This is a genomic window from Methylobacterium fujisawaense (genome assembly GCF_039619325.1).
Taxonomy (GTDB): Bacteria; Pseudomonadota; Alphaproteobacteria; order Rhizobiales; family Beijerinckiaceae; genus Methylobacterium; species Methylobacterium fujisawaense.
The window spans coordinates 2,032,782-2,048,544 of sequence record NZ_CP155000.1 but is presented as its reverse complement, the minus strand read 5'-3'; the positions used below and the strand labels follow the sequence as shown (position 1 = coordinate 2,048,544).

General features: G+C 70.4%; 11 protein-coding genes. 3 read left to right on the top strand and 8 right to left on the bottom strand.

Features of this window, described 5'->3' with window-relative positions:
• Positions 1–810: 810 nt before the first annotated feature.
• The gene (locus tag ABC766_RS09695) at positions 811–2,295 is read right to left on the bottom strand and encodes a PAS domain S-box protein (RefSeq protein WP_345822011.1); all 1,485 of its coding nucleotides are present in this window, start codon (positions 2,293–2,295) and stop codon (positions 811–813) included.
• Between the two features lie 460 nt (positions 2,296–2,755).
• Positions 2,756–3,598, bottom strand: a complete 843-nt coding sequence (gene pucL, locus ABC766_RS09690; protein WP_342140785.1) for a factor-independent urate hydroxylase — start codon at positions 3,596–3,598, stop codon at positions 2,756–2,758.
• Between the two features lie 172 nt (positions 3,599–3,770).
• Here pucL and ABC766_RS09685 point away from each other — a divergent pair, with 172 nt between their 5' ends.
• The 3 genes from ABC766_RS09685 to ABC766_RS09675 are packed head-to-tail and all read left to right on the top strand — an operon-like array spanning position 3,771 to position 8,682.
• Positions 3,771–4,610, top strand: a complete 840-nt coding sequence (locus tag ABC766_RS09685; RefSeq protein ID WP_345822010.1) for an FAD binding domain-containing protein — start codon at positions 3,771–3,773, stop codon at positions 4,608–4,610.
• The gene (locus ABC766_RS09680; protein WP_345822009.1) at positions 4,607–7,342 is read left to right on the top strand and encodes a molybdopterin-dependent oxidoreductase; all 2,736 of its coding nucleotides are present in this window, start codon (positions 4,607–4,609) and stop codon (positions 7,340–7,342) included. The genes ABC766_RS09685 and ABC766_RS09680 overlap by 4 nt, the downstream gene beginning before the upstream one ends.
• Positions 7,342–8,682, top strand: coding sequence for an NCS2 family permease (locus ABC766_RS09675; protein WP_043382194.1), 1,341 nt, complete (start codon positions 7,342–7,344; stop codon positions 8,680–8,682). The genes ABC766_RS09680 and ABC766_RS09675 overlap by 1 nt, the downstream gene beginning before the upstream one ends.
• A gap of 16 nt (positions 8,683–8,698) precedes the next feature.
• On the opposite strand, the gene ABC766_RS09670 is transcribed toward ABC766_RS09675, so the two are convergent.
• The 6 genes from ABC766_RS09670 to ABC766_RS09645 all read right to left on the bottom strand — a co-directional run bounded on the left by ABC766_RS09670 (position 8,699) and on the right by ABC766_RS09645 (position 15,762).
• Positions 8,699–9,145, bottom strand: a complete 447-nt coding sequence (locus ABC766_RS09670; RefSeq protein ID WP_075381557.1) for a PTS sugar transporter subunit IIA — start codon at positions 9,143–9,145, stop codon at positions 8,699–8,701.
• 45 nt (positions 9,146–9,190) lie between these two features.
• Positions 9,191–9,919, bottom strand: a complete 729-nt coding sequence (locus ABC766_RS09665) for a response regulator transcription factor (protein ID WP_043356449.1) — start codon at positions 9,917–9,919, stop codon at positions 9,191–9,193.
• Positions 9,916–12,633 carry a sensor histidine kinase gene (locus ABC766_RS09660; protein ID WP_179697913.1) on the bottom strand — a complete coding sequence of 906 codons (2,718 nt, stop codon included), beginning with the start codon at positions 12,631–12,633 and terminating at the stop codon, positions 9,916–9,918. Before ABC766_RS09660 ends, ABC766_RS09665 begins: the two co-directional genes overlap by 4 nt.
• 156 nt (positions 12,634–12,789) lie before the next feature.
• The gene (locus tag ABC766_RS09655; protein ID WP_287090680.1) at positions 12,790–13,395 is read right to left on the bottom strand and encodes a K(+)-transporting ATPase subunit C; all 606 of its coding nucleotides are present in this window, start codon (positions 13,393–13,395) and stop codon (positions 12,790–12,792) included.
• Between the two features lie 22 nt (positions 13,396–13,417).
• The gene (gene kdpB / locus ABC766_RS09650) at positions 13,418–15,508 is read right to left on the bottom strand and encodes a potassium-transporting ATPase subunit KdpB (protein ID WP_053608969.1); all 2,091 of its coding nucleotides are present in this window, start codon (positions 15,506–15,508) and stop codon (positions 13,418–13,420) included.
• A 56-nt stretch (positions 15,509–15,564) separates the two neighbouring features.
• Complete coding sequence (locus ABC766_RS09645) at positions 15,565–15,762, bottom strand: hypothetical protein (protein ID WP_345822007.1); 198 nt, start codon at positions 15,760–15,762, stop codon at positions 15,565–15,567.
• Between the last annotated feature and the right edge of the window lies 1 nt (position 15,763).

Below are 15,763 nucleotides of genomic sequence, written 5' to 3'. Positions count from 1 at the left end.
GCTGGGCGCGCATCCATAACAGGCCGGCCAAGCCCATCCACGGGCACACGAAGACGATGAAGGCGACCAATCCCATGGACCATCTCCCGGCGAACCGTGTGTGAGGTCAAGAAACGCTCGCCGATTTCGCTGGATCCGCCTCATTGTCCGCAGCCCGGGCTTGGCGCGCCATCGCGATCAATTCCGATGCCGTAAAGCCGCGGTGCGGAGGCGGTTCAGGAAGGTTGCCCGGGGTCGGCAAGCGCGGCGCCGGCGGAAGGGGCGACGCCCGCCCCGGCCACAACCGCTTCAGCCGACCTGCCTTGCGCAAGGTTCGCTCCACCACGCATCCTTCTCCCGCTCACGAACTGCGGTGACGGGTAGGCGAGGGCCTGCCGCCGGGTAAGCCGGCCCGGGACAAGTGTGCAGCCGAGGCCCGGCGCGTAGCGTATGGCCCACCCTCTGGGCGGCCGCCGGCATTGCCCTATGGCACGCTCTTCAGACGCGAGACGCACAGGGGCTCAGACCCGATCAGCCCGCACCGCCGGTTGCCGTGCGGACAGCCGGTGCAGTTGAGCGGTCTCGTCGTCCGCGACATTGCCGTCGACGCTCGAAGTCCGGCTGGTCGGACCCGCGCGCGAGCCCGAAGGTCTCGTTCTGCAAAATCGTTTGACCAAATTGCTTCAAATACAGCTCATTGCGGCGCACGATGTTGAATGAGCCAGTAATTTCGTCCGGCTGCGGATGGGCGGTCCGGCATACGCGAGCGCCGACGCGCGTGCGGATAGCGGCGGAAGTGTTTGACCCGCGCGACGTCCGGCCCTTTCACCTTCAGCCGAAGGCGCGCGAAGCTTCCCGGACCTGACGCGTCGCCCGGTCTGCGCGGGCGCTGGCCTGCGCGATCGTGTTCATGCCCGCCGAGATCGCGGACACATCCTGCGCTGCGGTCTGCATGCTGCCGGACATCGCCCGCATGACCACGGATTGTTCTTCCACCGCAGCCGCGAGGGTGGATGATACCGTGTTCAACGTATGGATCGTTCCCTGGATCGCGTCGATGGCGTCGACGGCCTCACGGGTCGCCGACTGGGTGGAGGCGATCTGGAGTCGGATCTGGTCCGTCGCCCGGCCCGTCTGGGCGGCGAGGGTCTTCACCTCCGTGGCCACCACTGCGAAGCCGCGTCCCGCCGCGCCGGCCCGCGCCGCCTCGATGGTGGCGTTCAAAGCCAACAGGTTGGTCTGGGCAGCGATCCCAGAAATGAGGCCGAGGACATCGCCGATCTGGGTGGCGTTCTCGCTGAGCCCCGTCACGATCTGACCGGTGCGCTGCGCCTGTTCCACGGCTTGTCCCGCGACATCCGCCGCGTGATTTACCTGCCGATTCATCTCGTCCACCGACGCGGACAGCTTTTCCGCGCCGATGGCGACGGACTGGATGTCGCTCGACACGCGGCCGACGCGCGTGACCGCCTCGTCGGCTTGGCGCGTGACGTCCGCCACGGCGCCGCCAATGGCGTCGAGCTCATCACCGATCGCGCGCTGCGCGGCCGCGCGCTGCTGACGTTCATGGACTTGCGCAGTGATGTCGGTGGCGAATTTGACGACGCGGATCGGCTTCCCGTCCACGTCGGTGATGGGATTGTACGTCGCCTGGATCCAGATTTCGCGACCGCTCTTTCCGGTGCGTTTGAAGGCCCCGGATTGAAATTCGCCGCGCGCCAGCGCCGCCCAGAACAGGCGGTAAGCCTCGCTGGTGCGCTCGGCCTCGCTCACGAACAGGCTGTGATGGCGTCCGACGATCTCGTCCAGTTCGTAACCCACCGCGGTCAGAAAATTGGGATTGGCGGTGACGATGGTGCCGTCGAGGGAGAAGGCGATGACGGCCTGGGAGCGATGCAGCGCGGTGATCTGCCCTTCGAGATCGAGGGTTCGCAGCTTCTGCGCCGTGATGTCGGTAGCGAATTTGACGATCTTCACCGGCTTGCCGCCCGCGTCGAGCACCGGATTGTAGGTTGCCTGGATCCAGACCTCGCGGCCACCCTTGGCGAGGCGCTTGTACTCGGCACTCTCGAACGTACCGTGCCGCAGGCTCTCCCAGAAACGGCGATAGTCCTCACTCTCTCGCACGGCCCGTCCGACGAACAGGCTGTGGTGACGGCCCTGGATTTCCGCGAGCGTGTAGCCCATGGCCGCGAGAAAGTTCTCGTTGGCGTCCAGAATTGTGCCGTCGAGCGCGAACTCAATCGTGGCAAGGGATCGGCTCAAAGCTGCAAGTTTTGCGGCTTGGTCGTTCCGAGTCCTGAGTCCCTCGAACATTGATCCTCCACATATCACGACCGCGGTGCGGCAGAAGCGCGCAACAGCACGGTCGAAGCTGGCTTTTATCTAGTCCAGGCGTCGTTTGTCGTCCCAAACGACCTCGGGTTGTCACCGACGCCCCAGCCAATCGACATCTTTCATAGGTGCGGACCGTTTCAGTGCCGTTAAGGGCCCGCCGCCCTACATCAGAATCACACGCGATGACCGGCGAGAACGGACTGTTCAGTAAACCCCGGGTCATCGCCCAGAGATTGTGCCCTTACGTTTCAGGGCTTGATCTTGGACAATCCTGCGTTGTGCGCAGCGTGAGCTTTTCCGGCGGACTGACGCGCCGTCCCTCTGCTCCGGCGCCGCGCAACCGGGATCCGCCCTGCAGGCAGCGGTCGGCGGTCCCGCTGTCTCCGAGGGGCACCTGGGGACGGGCGCCGTTTCCAGGCCCGTCGCGCGTCGAGGGACGTCAGGCGGTCCGGCCGATCGTCGCCTCGATGCGGCCGGCAGGCTCATCCGTCGGTAGAAAGACGGTTCCAGCGCTGTCGAGGCCGAAGGAAGTGAGGTCGATCGGCAGGTAATGCTTGTTGGGCATCACGAAGCCGATCTCGGCGAGTTCCGGAACCGCGTCGAGCGCGGCCTCACCCATCCGGTACATGCTGTCCTGAATGCCGCGGCTGTAGGTCGTGCCGAACACCGTGAGCAGCGTCTCGAGGATGCGGGCATTGGCCTCGCTGCAATCGGGAGGGGGCGACGCCCAGGTCCAGGTCGCATCCATGCTGGTGGCGGCGATGCGATCCGTCGTATCCGGCAGCGTCCGGTATCGGTCCGCAACGAAATCCGACCAGCCCGATTGGGTCGTCTTCATGAAGGTGTAGCCTCGCAGGCCGGAGCGCAGCGTCGAACCGGCTCGGCTGGCGGCGAGCGCCACGAAGCCGGTGCCGTTCCCGTCCCGCGTGAAGGTATGCCCGTGCGGCGCGCCCGCAATCGCGTGACGCAGCCAGCGGATCTCCTCTGCCTCGATGGCGACGGCCTCGATCTGCGGATAGGTCTCGAGCAGAACCTGCGCGACCGCGGCGACGAAGGCTTCCGCGTCGAGAGTCAGGTTCTGCGCCGCCGTGACGTTGACGATGTTCCTGATGCTGTCGGTGGCGATGGCGGCGCGGTTGTCCCCCGTGGTCCAGGCGGCCTCGAAGCGGCCGGTCAGCATGACCGACAGCGTCAGCTCCCGCGGCGTATGGTGCTCGCCGTCGCGGGCGAGACGCAGCACACGAACCCGCTCCTTGCCGTAGCGCGATTCCTTCAGGGCCATGGGGATCTCCGAGCGGGCCGCAGCCGGCCATCTCACGCGATTCTGATTCATCCTAGGCCGAGGCGGGCGGGGGCGCCAAGGTTCCTCGGCACCGCCGCGGCTTGACCGGTGCCTCATATCGGCCGGCATAGTGAAGGGCCGGACCGAACCGGCACCGGACCGGCGAGGGGGCATGGACCTCAACACCATCGAGACCGTCCTGCGTCCGCGCAGCCGGATCGAGTTGCCCGCCTGGCAGGACGGCGATGCCTGCCTGGGCGGCGGCACGTGGCTGTTCTCCGAGCCGCAGGTCGGGATGCGGCGCCTCATCGACCTCGCGAGTCTCGGCTGGCCGCCGCACACGATCGACGCAGGCGGCCTCACGCTGGCTGCGACCTGCACCATCGCGCAGCTCGACCGGCTGGAATTGCCGCCGGGCTGGAACGCGGCGCCCCTGGTCGACCAGTGCTGTCGGGCGCTGCTCGGCTCCTTCAAGATCTGGAACGTGGCCACGGTCGGCGGCAATGTCTGCCTCGCCCTCCCGGCCGGCCCGATGATCGCCCTCGCGACCGCCCTGGACGCGACCTGCACGATCTGGTCCGCGGACGGGACCGAGCGCCACGTCCCGGTGATCGACTTCGTCCTCGGTCCGCAGCGCAATGCCCTGAGACCGGGCGAAGTCCTCCGCAGCCTCTCGATGCCGGCCGCTGCCCTTGCGCGCCGCACGGCGTTCCGCCGCGTCAGCCTCAGCCCGAACGGCCGTTCCGGCGCGCTGCTCATCGGGACGCGCGCCGCGGACGGCGCCTTCGCGCTGACCGTCACGGCCTCGGTGACGCGTCCGCTCCGCCTGACCTTCGACGAGTGGCCGAGTCCGGATGCGCTGACGCGTGCCCTCGACGCTGCGATTCCGGATGCCCTCTATCACGACGATGTCCACGGCCGGCCCGACTGGCGCCGCCACATGACCCGGCACTTCGCCGAGGAGATCCGCGCGTCGCTCGACGCGGCGCCGTCGCCGGGAGCCGCGTCATGAAGGTTATGATCAACGGCGCGATGCACGAGGGTTCGCCGCGGGCCGGACAGTGCCTGCGGACCTATCTGCGTGAGGCGGGCTGGTTCGGTGTCAAGAAGGGCTGCGACGCTGGCGATTGCGGCGCCTGCACGATTCATCTCGACGGCGAGCCGGTCCACAGCTGCCTCATCCCGGCATTCCGCGCCGAGGGCCGGAGCGTAACGACGATCGAAGGCCTGGCGGGTCCCTGCCATCCCGACGATCCCGAGCCCGCCGAGTTCCATCCGATGCAGCAGGCCTTCCTGGACGCCCAGGGCTTCCAGTGCGGGTTCTGCACGCCGGGCATGATCATGACGGCGGCGAGGCTCGACCAGGGGCAGAAGCAGGATCTCGGCACCGCCCTCAAGGGCAATCTCTGCCGCTGTACCGGCTACCGCGCCGTCCGCGAGGCCATCGCGGGCAGCGCAAGGTCCGTGGAGCGCGGCGGCTGTGGAGATCCGGTCGGGCGGAACTGCCCGGCGCCGGCCGCGCCGCTGGTGGTGTCCGGTCGCGCCCGTTTCACCCTGGACGCCCCGGTCGGCGACACGCTCCATCTCAAGGTCCTGCGCTCGCCCCATGCCCATGCCCGGATCGTGGCGATCGACGCCGCGGCAGCGCGCGCCGTCCCGGGGGTCGTGGCCGTGCTGACCCATGCGGACGCACCGACGCGCCGGTTCTCCACCGGCCGCCACGAGGATCCGCGGGACGATGCGTCCGACACGCGGGTGCTCGACCCGATCCTGCGCTTCGTGGGCCAGCGCGTCGCCGCCGTGGTGGCGGAGTCTGAAGCGGCCGCCGAGGCCGGCTGCCGGGCCCTTCAGGTCACCTACGAGGTCCGCCCGGCGCTCCTCGATCCGGACCGCGCCCTGGAGCCCGACGCACCCCGGGTCCACGATCCCCGCGACGGCCCGGGCGATGATGCGCCGCCCCTCGGACGCCACCCCAACCTCGCCGGCGAGGTCCACGGCGCGATCGGCGACGTGGAGGCCGGCTTGGCCGAAGCCGACTTCGTCTATGCCGGGACGTTCCGGTCGCAGCGCGTCCAGCACGCCGCCATGGAGACCCATGGCTGCATCGGATGGCGCGCCGAGGACGGCCGCCTGACGCTGCGCACGAGCACCCAGGTGCCGTTCCTGACCCGGGACGCGCTGACCGACCTGTTCGGCCTGGAGAAGGACGCGGTGCGCGTGGTCTGCGCCCGGGTCGGGGGCGGCTTCGGCGGCAAACAGGAGATGCTCACCGAGGATCTCGTCGCCCTGGCGGTCCTGCACACCGGCCGACCGGTCCGCTGGGAGCTGACCCGCCGGGAACAGTTCGTCGGAACCACGACGCGTCATCCGATGCGGGTGGATGTGAAGGTCGGCGCCCGGCGCGACGGCACGCTGACGGCGCTCAGCCTGGACGTCCTGTCCGACACCGGCGCCTACGGCAACCACGCCGGCGGCGTGATCCATCACGCCTGCAACGAGGTGCTGGCCGCCTATGTCTGCCCGAACAAGCGGGTCGATGGCCGCGCCGTCTACACCCATACGCTGCCGGCCGGGGCCTTCCGGGGCTATGGGCTGAGCCAGACCGTCTTCGCCCTGGAATCCGCCCTTGACGAGGTGGCCCGCGGGCTCGGCCTCGACCCCTTCGCGCTGCGGCGGCACAACGCCGTCAAGCCGGGCGACGCCCTGGTGTCGAACAGCCTGGAGCCCCACGACGTGGTGTTCGGCAGCTACGGCCTCGACCAGTGCCTGACCCTGGTCGAGGAGGCGCTGCAAGCCGATCCGGGACCGGAGCCGGAGGCCGGCTGGCGCTGCGGAACCGGCATGGCGATGGCGATGATCGACACGATTCCCCCGCGCGGCCACCATGCCGATGCGCGGGTCGGCCTGGACGCCGACGGGCACTTTACCGTGCGCGTCGGGACGGCGGAGTTCGGCAACGGCACCAGCACGGTGCATCGGCAGATCGCGGCCTCGGCGCTTGGCGTCGCGCCGGAGCGCGTTCGCATCGCGGGCGCGGACACCGATGGCGTCGGCCACGATACCGGCGCCTATGGCAGCACGGGGACCGTTGTGGCGGGTCTGGCGACGCTCCGCGCCGCGGAGGCGCTCGCGGTCCGGATCAGCACGCGGGCGGCGGAAATCGCGGGTGCGTCCCCGGATTCCTGCCGCGTGGCGGGGGATGTCGTCGAGACGCCGGCCGGGCCGGTGACGCTCGCGGCGATCGGACCGCTCGACGCGGCCGGCCGGGCCGACGGCAGCCCGCGCTCGGTGGCGTTCAACGTCCACGCCTTCCGGGTCGCGGTCGATCCCGTGAGCGGGCTGGTGCGCATCCTCAGGAGCGTTCACGCCGCCGATGCCGGGCGGGTCATCAATCCGATGCAGTGCCGCGGACAGGTCGAGGGCGGCGTGGCGCAGGCGATCGGCGCAGCGCTCTACGAAGAGGTCCGCGTCGGTGCTGACGGGAGCCTCATCACGCAGACATTCCGCGACTACCACATCCCCGCCTGCGCCGACGTGTCGGACACCGAGGTCCTGTTCGCCGACACGTACGACAGCATCGGCCCCCTCGGCGCCAAGTCGATGAGCGAGTCGCCCTTCAACCCGGTGGCGGCGGCGCTCGGCAACGCGATCCGCGACGCGACCGGCGCGAGGCTGACCGCGACCCCCTTCGCCCCCGACAGGATCTACCGGGCCGTGGCGGCCGGCGGGACCGGGCTCTCGTGATGGATCAACCGCGGGATGCCACGCCGGCGGCCAAACCCGGCTTTCTGGAGCGCACCTTCCGCCTCGCCGAGCACGGCACCAGCGTGCGCACGGAGGTGCTGGCGGGGCTGACCACCTTCCTGACGATGGCCTACATCGTCTTCATTAATCCGAGCATCCTGGCGGATGCCGGCATGCCGCGGGGCGCGGTGTTCGTGGCGACCTGCCTCGTGGCGGCGCTCGGCTCGCTGATCATGGCACTCTACGCCAATTACCCGATCGCCCTCGCGCCCGGGATGGGTCTCAACGCCTACTTCACCTACGTGGTGGTCCAGCAACTCGGCTTCAGCTGGCAGGCCGCCCTCGGGGCGGTGTTCATCTCGGGGCTGTGTTTCCTGATCGTCACCCTGACCGGGCTGCGCGCGCTCATCGTCGACGGGATCCCGCGCTCCATGCGCATCGCCATCACGGTGGGGATCGGCCTGTTCCTGGCGATCATCGCGCTCAAGAATGCCGGCCTCGTGGCGGCGAACCCCGCAACCCTCGTCACCCTCGGCGATCTGCACAAGCCCGAGACGATCCTGGCGGTGGTCGGCTTCCTGATGGTGGCCGTCCTGTCCGCGCGGAAGGTTCGGGCGGCGCTGCTCGCCAGCATCCTGACGGTGACGGCTTTGAGCTTCGTGTTCGCCGGCAACACCTTCCAGGGTGTCGTCGCCCTCCCGCCTTCCATCACCCCGACGCTCTTTGCCCTCGACATCCCGGGGGCGCTCTCGGCGGGCCTGCTCAACGTGATCCTGATCCTGTTCCTGGTCGAGCTATTCGACGCCACCGGAACGCTGATGGGCGTGGCGAACCGCGCCGGGCTCCTGACAGACGGGCGGATGCGCCGCCTCGACCGGGCCTTGATGGCCGATTCCGTCTCGGTCTTTGCGGGCGCGCTTCTCGGCACGTCGAGCACCACGGCCTATCTGGAGAGCGCCTCCGGCGTGGAGGAGGGCGGCCGCACGGGGCTGACGGCCGCCACCGTGGCGGTTCTGTTCCTCGCCTGCCTGTTCTTCGCCCCTCTGGCCGGTGCCGTCCCGGCTTACGCCACGGCACCGGCGCTGTTCTACGTCGCCTGCCTGATGCTGCGGGAGTTGGTGGAGCTCGACTGGGACGATCTCACGGAGGTGGTGCCGGCCTGCGTGACGGCCCTGCTGATGCCCTTCACCTACTCGATCGCCACCGGCGTCTCCTGCGGGTTCATCACCTACGCGGCGCTGAAGCTGCTCGCCGGCCGGGCCCGGGAGGTGAAGCCGATCGTCTGGGTGATCGCGGCGGTGTTCCTGTTCAAATTCGTCGAGACGGGCGGGGCGCATTGACGGCCGGGCCGCACGGCTACCGGGGCATCGCCGCCTCATAGAGAGCCGCCGCATCCCGCGCCGCACGCATGGCCGCGGCGGCCTCGGGATCGCGCAGGCGCCGTGCCACGCAGGCCAGAGCGTTCAGCGGCTCGCCCTCGGCGGCCGTGGGGAGCAGCAACAGGAAGACGAGGTCCACCGGCCGGTCGTCGACCGCCTCGAAATCGATCGGCTCACGGAGCCGGGCGAGGATCCCATACGGGCGCGTTATCGCGTCGAGGCGCGCATGCGGCAGGGCGATGCCGTCTCCGATCCCGGTCGAGCCGAGGGTCTCGCGCCGGACGAGCGCCGGATAAATCGCCCCCGCGCTCAGGCCGAGGGCGCCGGCCGCACGGCGTGCCAGCTCCTCGAGCAACGCGCCTTTGCTGGCCATGCGCAGGCCGACGAGGGCGTCGGCCGGCACGAGGATCTGGTCCACGGTCATCGCGCGAAATCGCGGGCGCAGGGACGCATCGGGCTATCCTCGAGATCAGTGGGTCGCGGCGCCGTCGGCGGCGCGGGGATGCGGGACCGGCTCGTCGTCGGGCGCGCGCAGGCGGTAGCCGACGCCGGTCTCGGTCAGCAGGAGGCGCGGCCGTTCGGGATCGGCCTCCAGCTTCTGGCGAAGCTGGCGCACGTAGACGCGCAGATATTGCGGATCGGACGAGGACGGGACCGAGCGCATGAGCTGCGCGTGGGTCAGCACCTTGCCGGCATGCAGCACCAGGACGCGCAGGAAGTCGTATTCCCGCGGGGTCAGCTTCACCTCGGCCTCGTCGACTTTCACGATCCGGCGGACGAGATCGACCGAGAGGTTGTCGACGCGGAAGATCGGCCGCTCGCCCCGCGCGGCGAGCTGGTGGCGCATGGCGGCCCGCAGGCGGGCCAGCAGCTCCGCCATGCCGAAGGGCTTGGTCACATAATCGTTGGCGCCGAGATCCAGCGCCTCGACCTTGCCGCCCTCGTCGTCGCGGCTCGACAGCACGACCACGGGCAGATCGGGATGGCTCGCCCGGACCGCCCGCAACAGATCGTGGCCGCGCATGTCGGGCAGGCCGAGGTCGAGGATCACGAGGTCCACCCCCTCGCGCCCGAGCAGCGCCAGGGCAGTCCGGGCGTCGGGCGCCTCCAGGACGGCGTAGCCCTGCGTGGCGAGGCCCATGCGCAGGAGCTTGCGGATCGGCGGCTCGTCGTCGACCACCAGGACCGTGGGGCTCATGCGGCGATGTCCTTGGGCGCAGTTCGGGCGGGCACGGGAAGGCTGATGGTGAAGCAGGCCCCGCTCCGGTCCCGGCGATTTCCGGCCGTGACCGTGCCGCCCATCGCCTCGACGAAGCCCCGGGAAATGGCGAGCCCCAGCCCGGTGCCGGCCCTGACCCGATCGCCCTTCCGGACGCGGTAGAACTTGTCGAACACCCGCTCGACATCCGCCTCGGGCAGGCCGTCCCCCTCGTCCAGCACGGCGATCCGGACCCGGTCGTCGGCGCGGCGGACCTGCAGGGTGACGGTCGAGCCCTCGGGCGCGTATTTGGCGGCGTTGTCCAGGAGATTGACCAGAACCTGTTCGAACAGGACCGGGTCGAGTGCCAGGGCCGGCAGGTCGGGCTCCACCTCCACGGCGACGCGATGGTCGGCGAGGATCTTCTGAGTGCGGCGCAGGGCCGTGTCGACGGTCTCGGCCACGTCCTGCGCGGAGAGGTTCGGCGCCACCGCGCCCGCCTCCAGCCGGGTCATGTCGAGGAGGTTGGCGATGAAGCGATTGAGCCGCTCCGATTCCTCGATTATCGTCGCCAGCAGCTCCGCCTTCGCGTCTGCCGGAAGCGCGGATTCGAGGTCGCGCAGCGTGCTGGCCGCGCCGAGCACCGACGCGAGGGGCGTGCGCAGGTCGTGGCTGATCGAGGTGAGCAGCGCCTGGCGCAGGCGGTCGGTCTCGGCGGCGCGCTCGGCCCGGTCCAGATCCTCCACGAGCCGGACCCGCTCGATGGCGAGGGCGCCCATGTCGGCCAGGGCGTCGAGGAGGCGGCGGCCCTCCGGCGACAGGATCGGTCCGGTGCCGTCGGAATCGAGGCCGATCACCCCGATCGTGCCGCGCCCGGTCCGCATCGGCAGAAACAGCCGCTTGGCCCCCGGCAGCGTGTCGGCCCCGCGGCCCGCCGGCCGGTCGTTGTCGAAGGCCCATTGCGCCGCCGCCAGATCGGCCTCGTCCAGCATGTCCTCGGGCGGGTAGCCGGCCCGGACCGTGACGGCCTGACCGTCGGGCAGCAGCAGGACGACGCGGACCTTCAGCATCGCGGCGACCTGGGCGCAGGTGGCCCAGAGCACGTCGTCCAGGGTGCCGCAGGCAGCGAGCTTCCGCGAGAAGCCGAACAGCCGCTCGGTGGCCCGGGCGCGGCCCTGGCTGACCACCGCCACGCGGCGGGCGCGGGACGCGAGGTTCGAGACCAGCACCGCCACCAGGGTGAAGAGCAGGAAGGCCGCGACGTTGGTCGGGTCGGCGATGGTGAGCGTGTAGACCGGCGGCAGGAAGAAGAAGTTGTAGGCGAGCGAGGCTGCCACCACCGCGGCGAGCGCCGGCCCGAGCCCCCAGCGTACCGCCACCGCGACGATGGCGGTCAGCAGGAAGAGGTCTGCGTTCTCGACGCCGGCATAGGGCTGAGCGAGGATGGCGGCGCCGAGTCCCGCGGCGACGGCCGACAGCGCGACCGCGTAGGGCCGCGCCTCGAAGCCCGACCGCGACGGGGCGACCGCGACGGGGCGGCGCGGCTGCGTCGTATCCGGAACGGCCTCGCCGGGGACCACGTGCACGCTGATGGCGCCGCTGCCCCGCACGAGATCGTGCACCACGGAGCCGTTGAGCAGCTCGAACAGCCATGACCGGTTCGCCTTGCCGACCACGATGTGATTGACGTTGGCGGACCGGGCGTAGTCGAGCACGTCGTCGGCGATCCGGCGGCCGCCCGGGAGGGTGACGGCATCGCCGCCGAGCCGGTCGGCGATCCGCAACGCTTCGGCGATCCGGTCGCGCTCGGCCTCGCTCAGGGTCGCCGCGCGGGCCCCCTCGATCGAGAGCGCCGTCCAGGGCGCATGCAGGCGGTCGGCGAGGCGCTTGGCGTAGCGCACGAGGCCCGCGGAGCGGGGGTCCTCGTTCACGCAGACCAGCACGCGCTCGCCCGCCGCCCAGGGGCCGGCGATGGCGTTGGCCCGCATGTGGCCGAGCAGCTCGTCGTCGACCCGGTCGGCGGTGCGCCGCAGCGCCAGCTCGCGGAGCGCCGTCAGGTTGCCGCGGGAGAAGTAGTGCTTCAGGGCCCGCTCGGCGTGGGTCGGGACGTAGACGTTGCCGTCCTTCAGGCGCTGGATGAGGTCGTCGGGGTTGAGGTCCACCACCTCGATGTCGTCGGCGCGGTCGAGGACGCCGTCCGGCACCGTCTCGCGCACCCGGATACGGGTGATCGAAGCGACCACGTCGTTGAGGCTCTCGACGTGCTGGATGTTGAGCGTCGTCAGAACGTCGATGCCGGCATCGAGAAGCTCCTCGACATCCTGGTAGCGTTTCGGGTGGCGCGAGCCCGGGGCATTGGTGTGGGCCAGCTCGTCGACCAGCGCCAGCGCCGGCCGGCGGGCGAGGAGGGCGTCGAGATCCATCTCCTGAAGGACGGTGCCGTGATACGGCACCGACCGGCGGGGGATCGTCTCGAAGCCGTCGAGCAGGGCCTCGGTCTCGGCCCGGCCGTGTGTCTCGACCACGCCGATCACGACGTCGATACCCGCCTTCAGCCGGGCCCGGCCGATGGTCAGCATCTCGTAGGTCTTGCCGACCCCCGGGGCGGCCCCGAGAAACACCTTGAGGCGCCCGCGCGTCCGCTCCTCCCGGCGCGCCGCTTCGAGCAGGGCGTCGGGCGAGGGGCGGGTCGGGTCGCGGGTGGTCTCGGGCATGAACCTCGTCTCAGGAGCAGTCTGTCTCGGGCCATCCGGCCCTCGCCCTCAGCCGGTGGCCTCGCGGTGCTCCGGCCGGATGCGCGATCCCCGGCCATCCCCTTCGGGACCGCTGACGTGGGTTTTCAGGATGCGGGCGGGGATCGGACGTGTCCATCACCGACGGGCGAGATCGTCGACGGCGAGGTTCAGCGCCAGGACGTTGACGCGCGGCTCACCCAGGATGCCCAGGGTGCGGCCCTCGATCCGGGCGGTCACGAGGTCGCGCAGCTTGTCCTCCGGGATATTGCGGGCCTTTGCGACACGGGGAACCTGGAAGTAGGCGGCCTCGGGCGAGATGTCCGGATCGAGGCCGGAGCCGCTTGTCGTCACGAGATCGACGGGCACCGGGGCGCTCGGATTCTCGGCCTTCAGCGCGTCGACATCGGTCTTCACCCGCTCCGCCAGCGCCGCGCTGGTCGGGCCGAGATTCGAGCCCGAGGAATTGGCCGCGTTGTAGGGCGCCGGCACCGTCTTGGAGGCGTCGGCGGGGTCCGGCGCCGTCGTTGCGGAGGGCCGGCCGTGGAAGTAGCCGGCGCCGGTGAAGGTCTGGCCGATCAGGCTGGAGCCGATGACGGTGCCGTCGCGCTCGATCAGGCTGCCGGCGGCCTTGGCGGGGAAGATGGCGCCGGCGAGGCCGGTCATCGCGAGGGGGTAGGCGAGGCCGGTGATCGCGGTCAGCGCGGTGAGCAGGACCAGGGCGGGGCGAAGCTGTTTCAGCATGGCGGGTCTCCGATGGACCGGTTCAGACGAGGTGGAGGGCGCTGACGGCGAGGTCGATGGCCTTGATGCCGACGAAGGGCACGAGGACGCCGCCGAGCCCGTAGATCAGGAGGTTCCGGCGCAGCAGAGCGGCCGCGCCGACGGCCCGGTAGGTGACGCCGCGCAGGGCCAGCGGGATCAGCGCCACGATGATCAGCGCGTTGAAGATGATCGCCGACAGGATCGCGCTCTGCGGCGAGGCGAGGCCCATGATGTTGAGCGCCTGGAGCTGCGGATAGAGGCCCAGGAACATCGCCGGGATGATGGCGAAGTACTTGGCGACGTCGTTGGCGATCGAGAAGGTCGTCAGCGCGCCGCGGGTCATCAGCAATTGCTTGCCGATGCCGACGATCTCGATGAGCTTGGTCGGGTCGCTGTCGAGATCGACCATGTTGCCGGCCTCGCGGGCCGCCACGGTCCCGGTGTTCATCGCGACGCCGACATCGGCCTGGGCGAGGGCGGGGGCGTCGTTGGTGCCGTCGCCGCACATGGCGACGAGCTTGCCGTCCGCCTGCTCCTTGCGGATCAGCGCGAGCTTGTCCTCCGGGGTGGCCTGGGCGAGGAAATCGTCGACGCCGGCCTCCGCCGCGATGGCGGCCGCAGTCATCGGGTTGTCGCCGGTGATCATCACCGTGCGGATGCCCATCTGGCGCAGCTCCGCGAAGCGCTCGCGAATGCCGCCCTTCACAATGTCCTTCAGGTAGACGACGCCGAGCAGCCGCCCGTCCTGCGCAACCGCGAGGGGCGTGCCGCCGGCCTTGGCGATCTCCTCCGCGATGGCGCGGATCTCCTTGACGGCGCCCGTCTCCGGAGCCGGCTGGAAGGCGAGGGCGGCGTTCGAGCCCCGGCTCGCCACGGGCTGGCCGGACAGGGACGCGATCACGGCGTCGACCGCGCCCTTGCGGATCGAGGCGCTCTCCAGATCGACGCCCGACATGCGCGATTGTGCGGTGAACGGCACGAAGGTGGCGTTGAGACCCGCCATGTCGCGGGCGCGGATGCCGTACTTCTCCTTGGCCAGCACGACGATCGAGCGGCCCTCCGGCGTCTCGTCCGCCAGGGAGGCGAGCTGCGCCGCGTCGGCGAGCTCCTGCGCGCTCACGCCGGAGACCGGGCGGAACTCGGTGGCCTGCCGGTTGCCGAGCGTGATCGTGCCGGTCTTGTCGAGGAGCAGGGTGTCGACGTCGCCCGCGGCCTCGACGGCGCGGCCCGACATGGCGAGCACGTTGAAGCGCACCAGCCGGTCCATGCCGGCGATGCCGATCGCCGAGAGCAGCGCGCCGATCGTCGTGGGGATCAGCGTGACGAACAGGGCGACGAGGACGATCACGGGGATCGAACCGCCCGCGTAGCTCGCGAAGCTCGGGATCGAGGCCACCGCGAAGACGAACACGATGGTGAGCCCGGCGAGCAGGATGTTCAGGGCGATCTCATTCGGCGTCTTCTGCCGCGAGGCGCCCTCCACCAGGGCGATCATCCGGTCGACGAAGGTCGAGCCGGCCGCCGCGGTGATGCGGACCTTGATCTCGTCCGAGAGAACCTGCGTGCCGCCGGTCACCGCCGAGCGGTCGCCGCCGGATTCGCGGATCACCGGGGCGGATTCGCCCGTGATGGCGGCCTCGTTCACGGAGGCGACGCCCTCGATCACCTCGCCGTCGGAGGGGATCAGGTCGCCGGCCTCGACCAGGACGACGTCGCCGACCTTGAGAGCGGTGCCCGGCACCGTCTCGTAGGCCCGGCCCGCCCCCTTGAGGCGCTTGGCCGTCATCTCGGTGCGGGTGCGCCGCAGGCTGTCGGCCTGGGCCTTGCCGCGCCCCTCCGCGAGGGCCTCGGCGAAGTTGGCGAAGATCAGGGTGAACCACAGCCACAGGATGATCTGGCCGGAGAAGGCGAGGTCGCTGCCGCCGGTGACGAGGTCGCGGGCGAACAGGACCGTGGTGAGCGCCGCCACGACCTCGACCACGAACATGACCGGGTTGCGGATCATGGCGCGGGGATCGAGCTTCCTGACGGAGCCGATGAGGGCCGGCCCGATCAGGGCGGCACTGAACAGGGATGATGTCTGACGCGACATGGAAGATGTCCGGAAGGGGTGGGGAGCCCGGCGCGGCGCGCCGGGCGCTATCGGAATCAGAGGGCCAGCCTGCCGGCCGTCAGGGCGTAGGCGGCCAGGAGGGCGAAGCCGCCGAGCAGGACGACGCCGAGGAGCGCCAGGACGAGGTCCGACGTCCGCAGGGGCGGGGCACCGGCGCGGTCGCGCCGGTACGGCTGCCGGTGCAGCACGAGGTGGTGGCGCGCGACGCGCCGGGCGGGGAGGGCGCGGGGCATC

What these genes read in the sequence shown, in the direction of transcription:
- ABC766_RS09695 (WP_345822011.1), bottom strand. Translation starts at nt 2,295, where the DNA reads ATGTTCGAGGGACTCAGGACTCGGAACGACCAAGCCGCAAAACTTGCA.
- pucL (WP_342140785.1), bottom strand. Translation starts at nt 3,598, where the DNA reads ATGGCCCTGAAGGAATCGCGCTACGGCAAGGAGCGGGTTCGTGTGCTG.
- ABC766_RS09685 (WP_345822010.1), top strand. Translation starts at nt 3,771, where the DNA reads ATGGACCTCAACACCATCGAGACCGTCCTGCGTCCGCGCAGCCGGATC.
- ABC766_RS09680 (WP_345822009.1), top strand. Translation starts at nt 4,607, where the DNA reads ATGAAGGTTATGATCAACGGCGCGATGCACGAGGGTTCGCCGCGGGCC.
- ABC766_RS09675 (WP_043382194.1), top strand. Translation starts at nt 7,342, where the DNA reads ATGGATCAACCGCGGGATGCCACGCCGGCGGCCAAACCCGGCTTTCTG.
- ABC766_RS09670 (WP_075381557.1), bottom strand. Translation starts at nt 9,145, where the DNA reads ATGACCGTGGACCAGATCCTCGTGCCGGCCGACGCCCTCGTCGGCCTG.
- ABC766_RS09665 (WP_043356449.1), bottom strand. Translation starts at nt 9,919, where the DNA reads ATGAGCCCCACGGTCCTGGTGGTCGACGACGAGCCGCCGATCCGCAAG.
- ABC766_RS09660 (WP_179697913.1), bottom strand. Translation starts at nt 12,633, where the DNA reads ATGCCCGAGACCACCCGCGACCCGACCCGCCCCTCGCCCGACGCCCTG.
- ABC766_RS09655 (WP_287090680.1), bottom strand. Translation starts at nt 13,395, where the DNA reads ATGCTGAAACAGCTTCGCCCCGCCCTGGTCCTGCTCACCGCGCTGACC.
- kdpB (WP_053608969.1), bottom strand. Translation starts at nt 15,508, where the DNA reads ATGTCGCGTCAGACATCATCCCTGTTCAGTGCCGCCCTGATCGGGCCG.
- ABC766_RS09645 (WP_345822007.1), bottom strand. Translation starts at nt 15,762, where the DNA reads ATGCCCCGCGCCCTCCCCGCCCGGCGCGTCGCGCGCCACCACCTCGTG.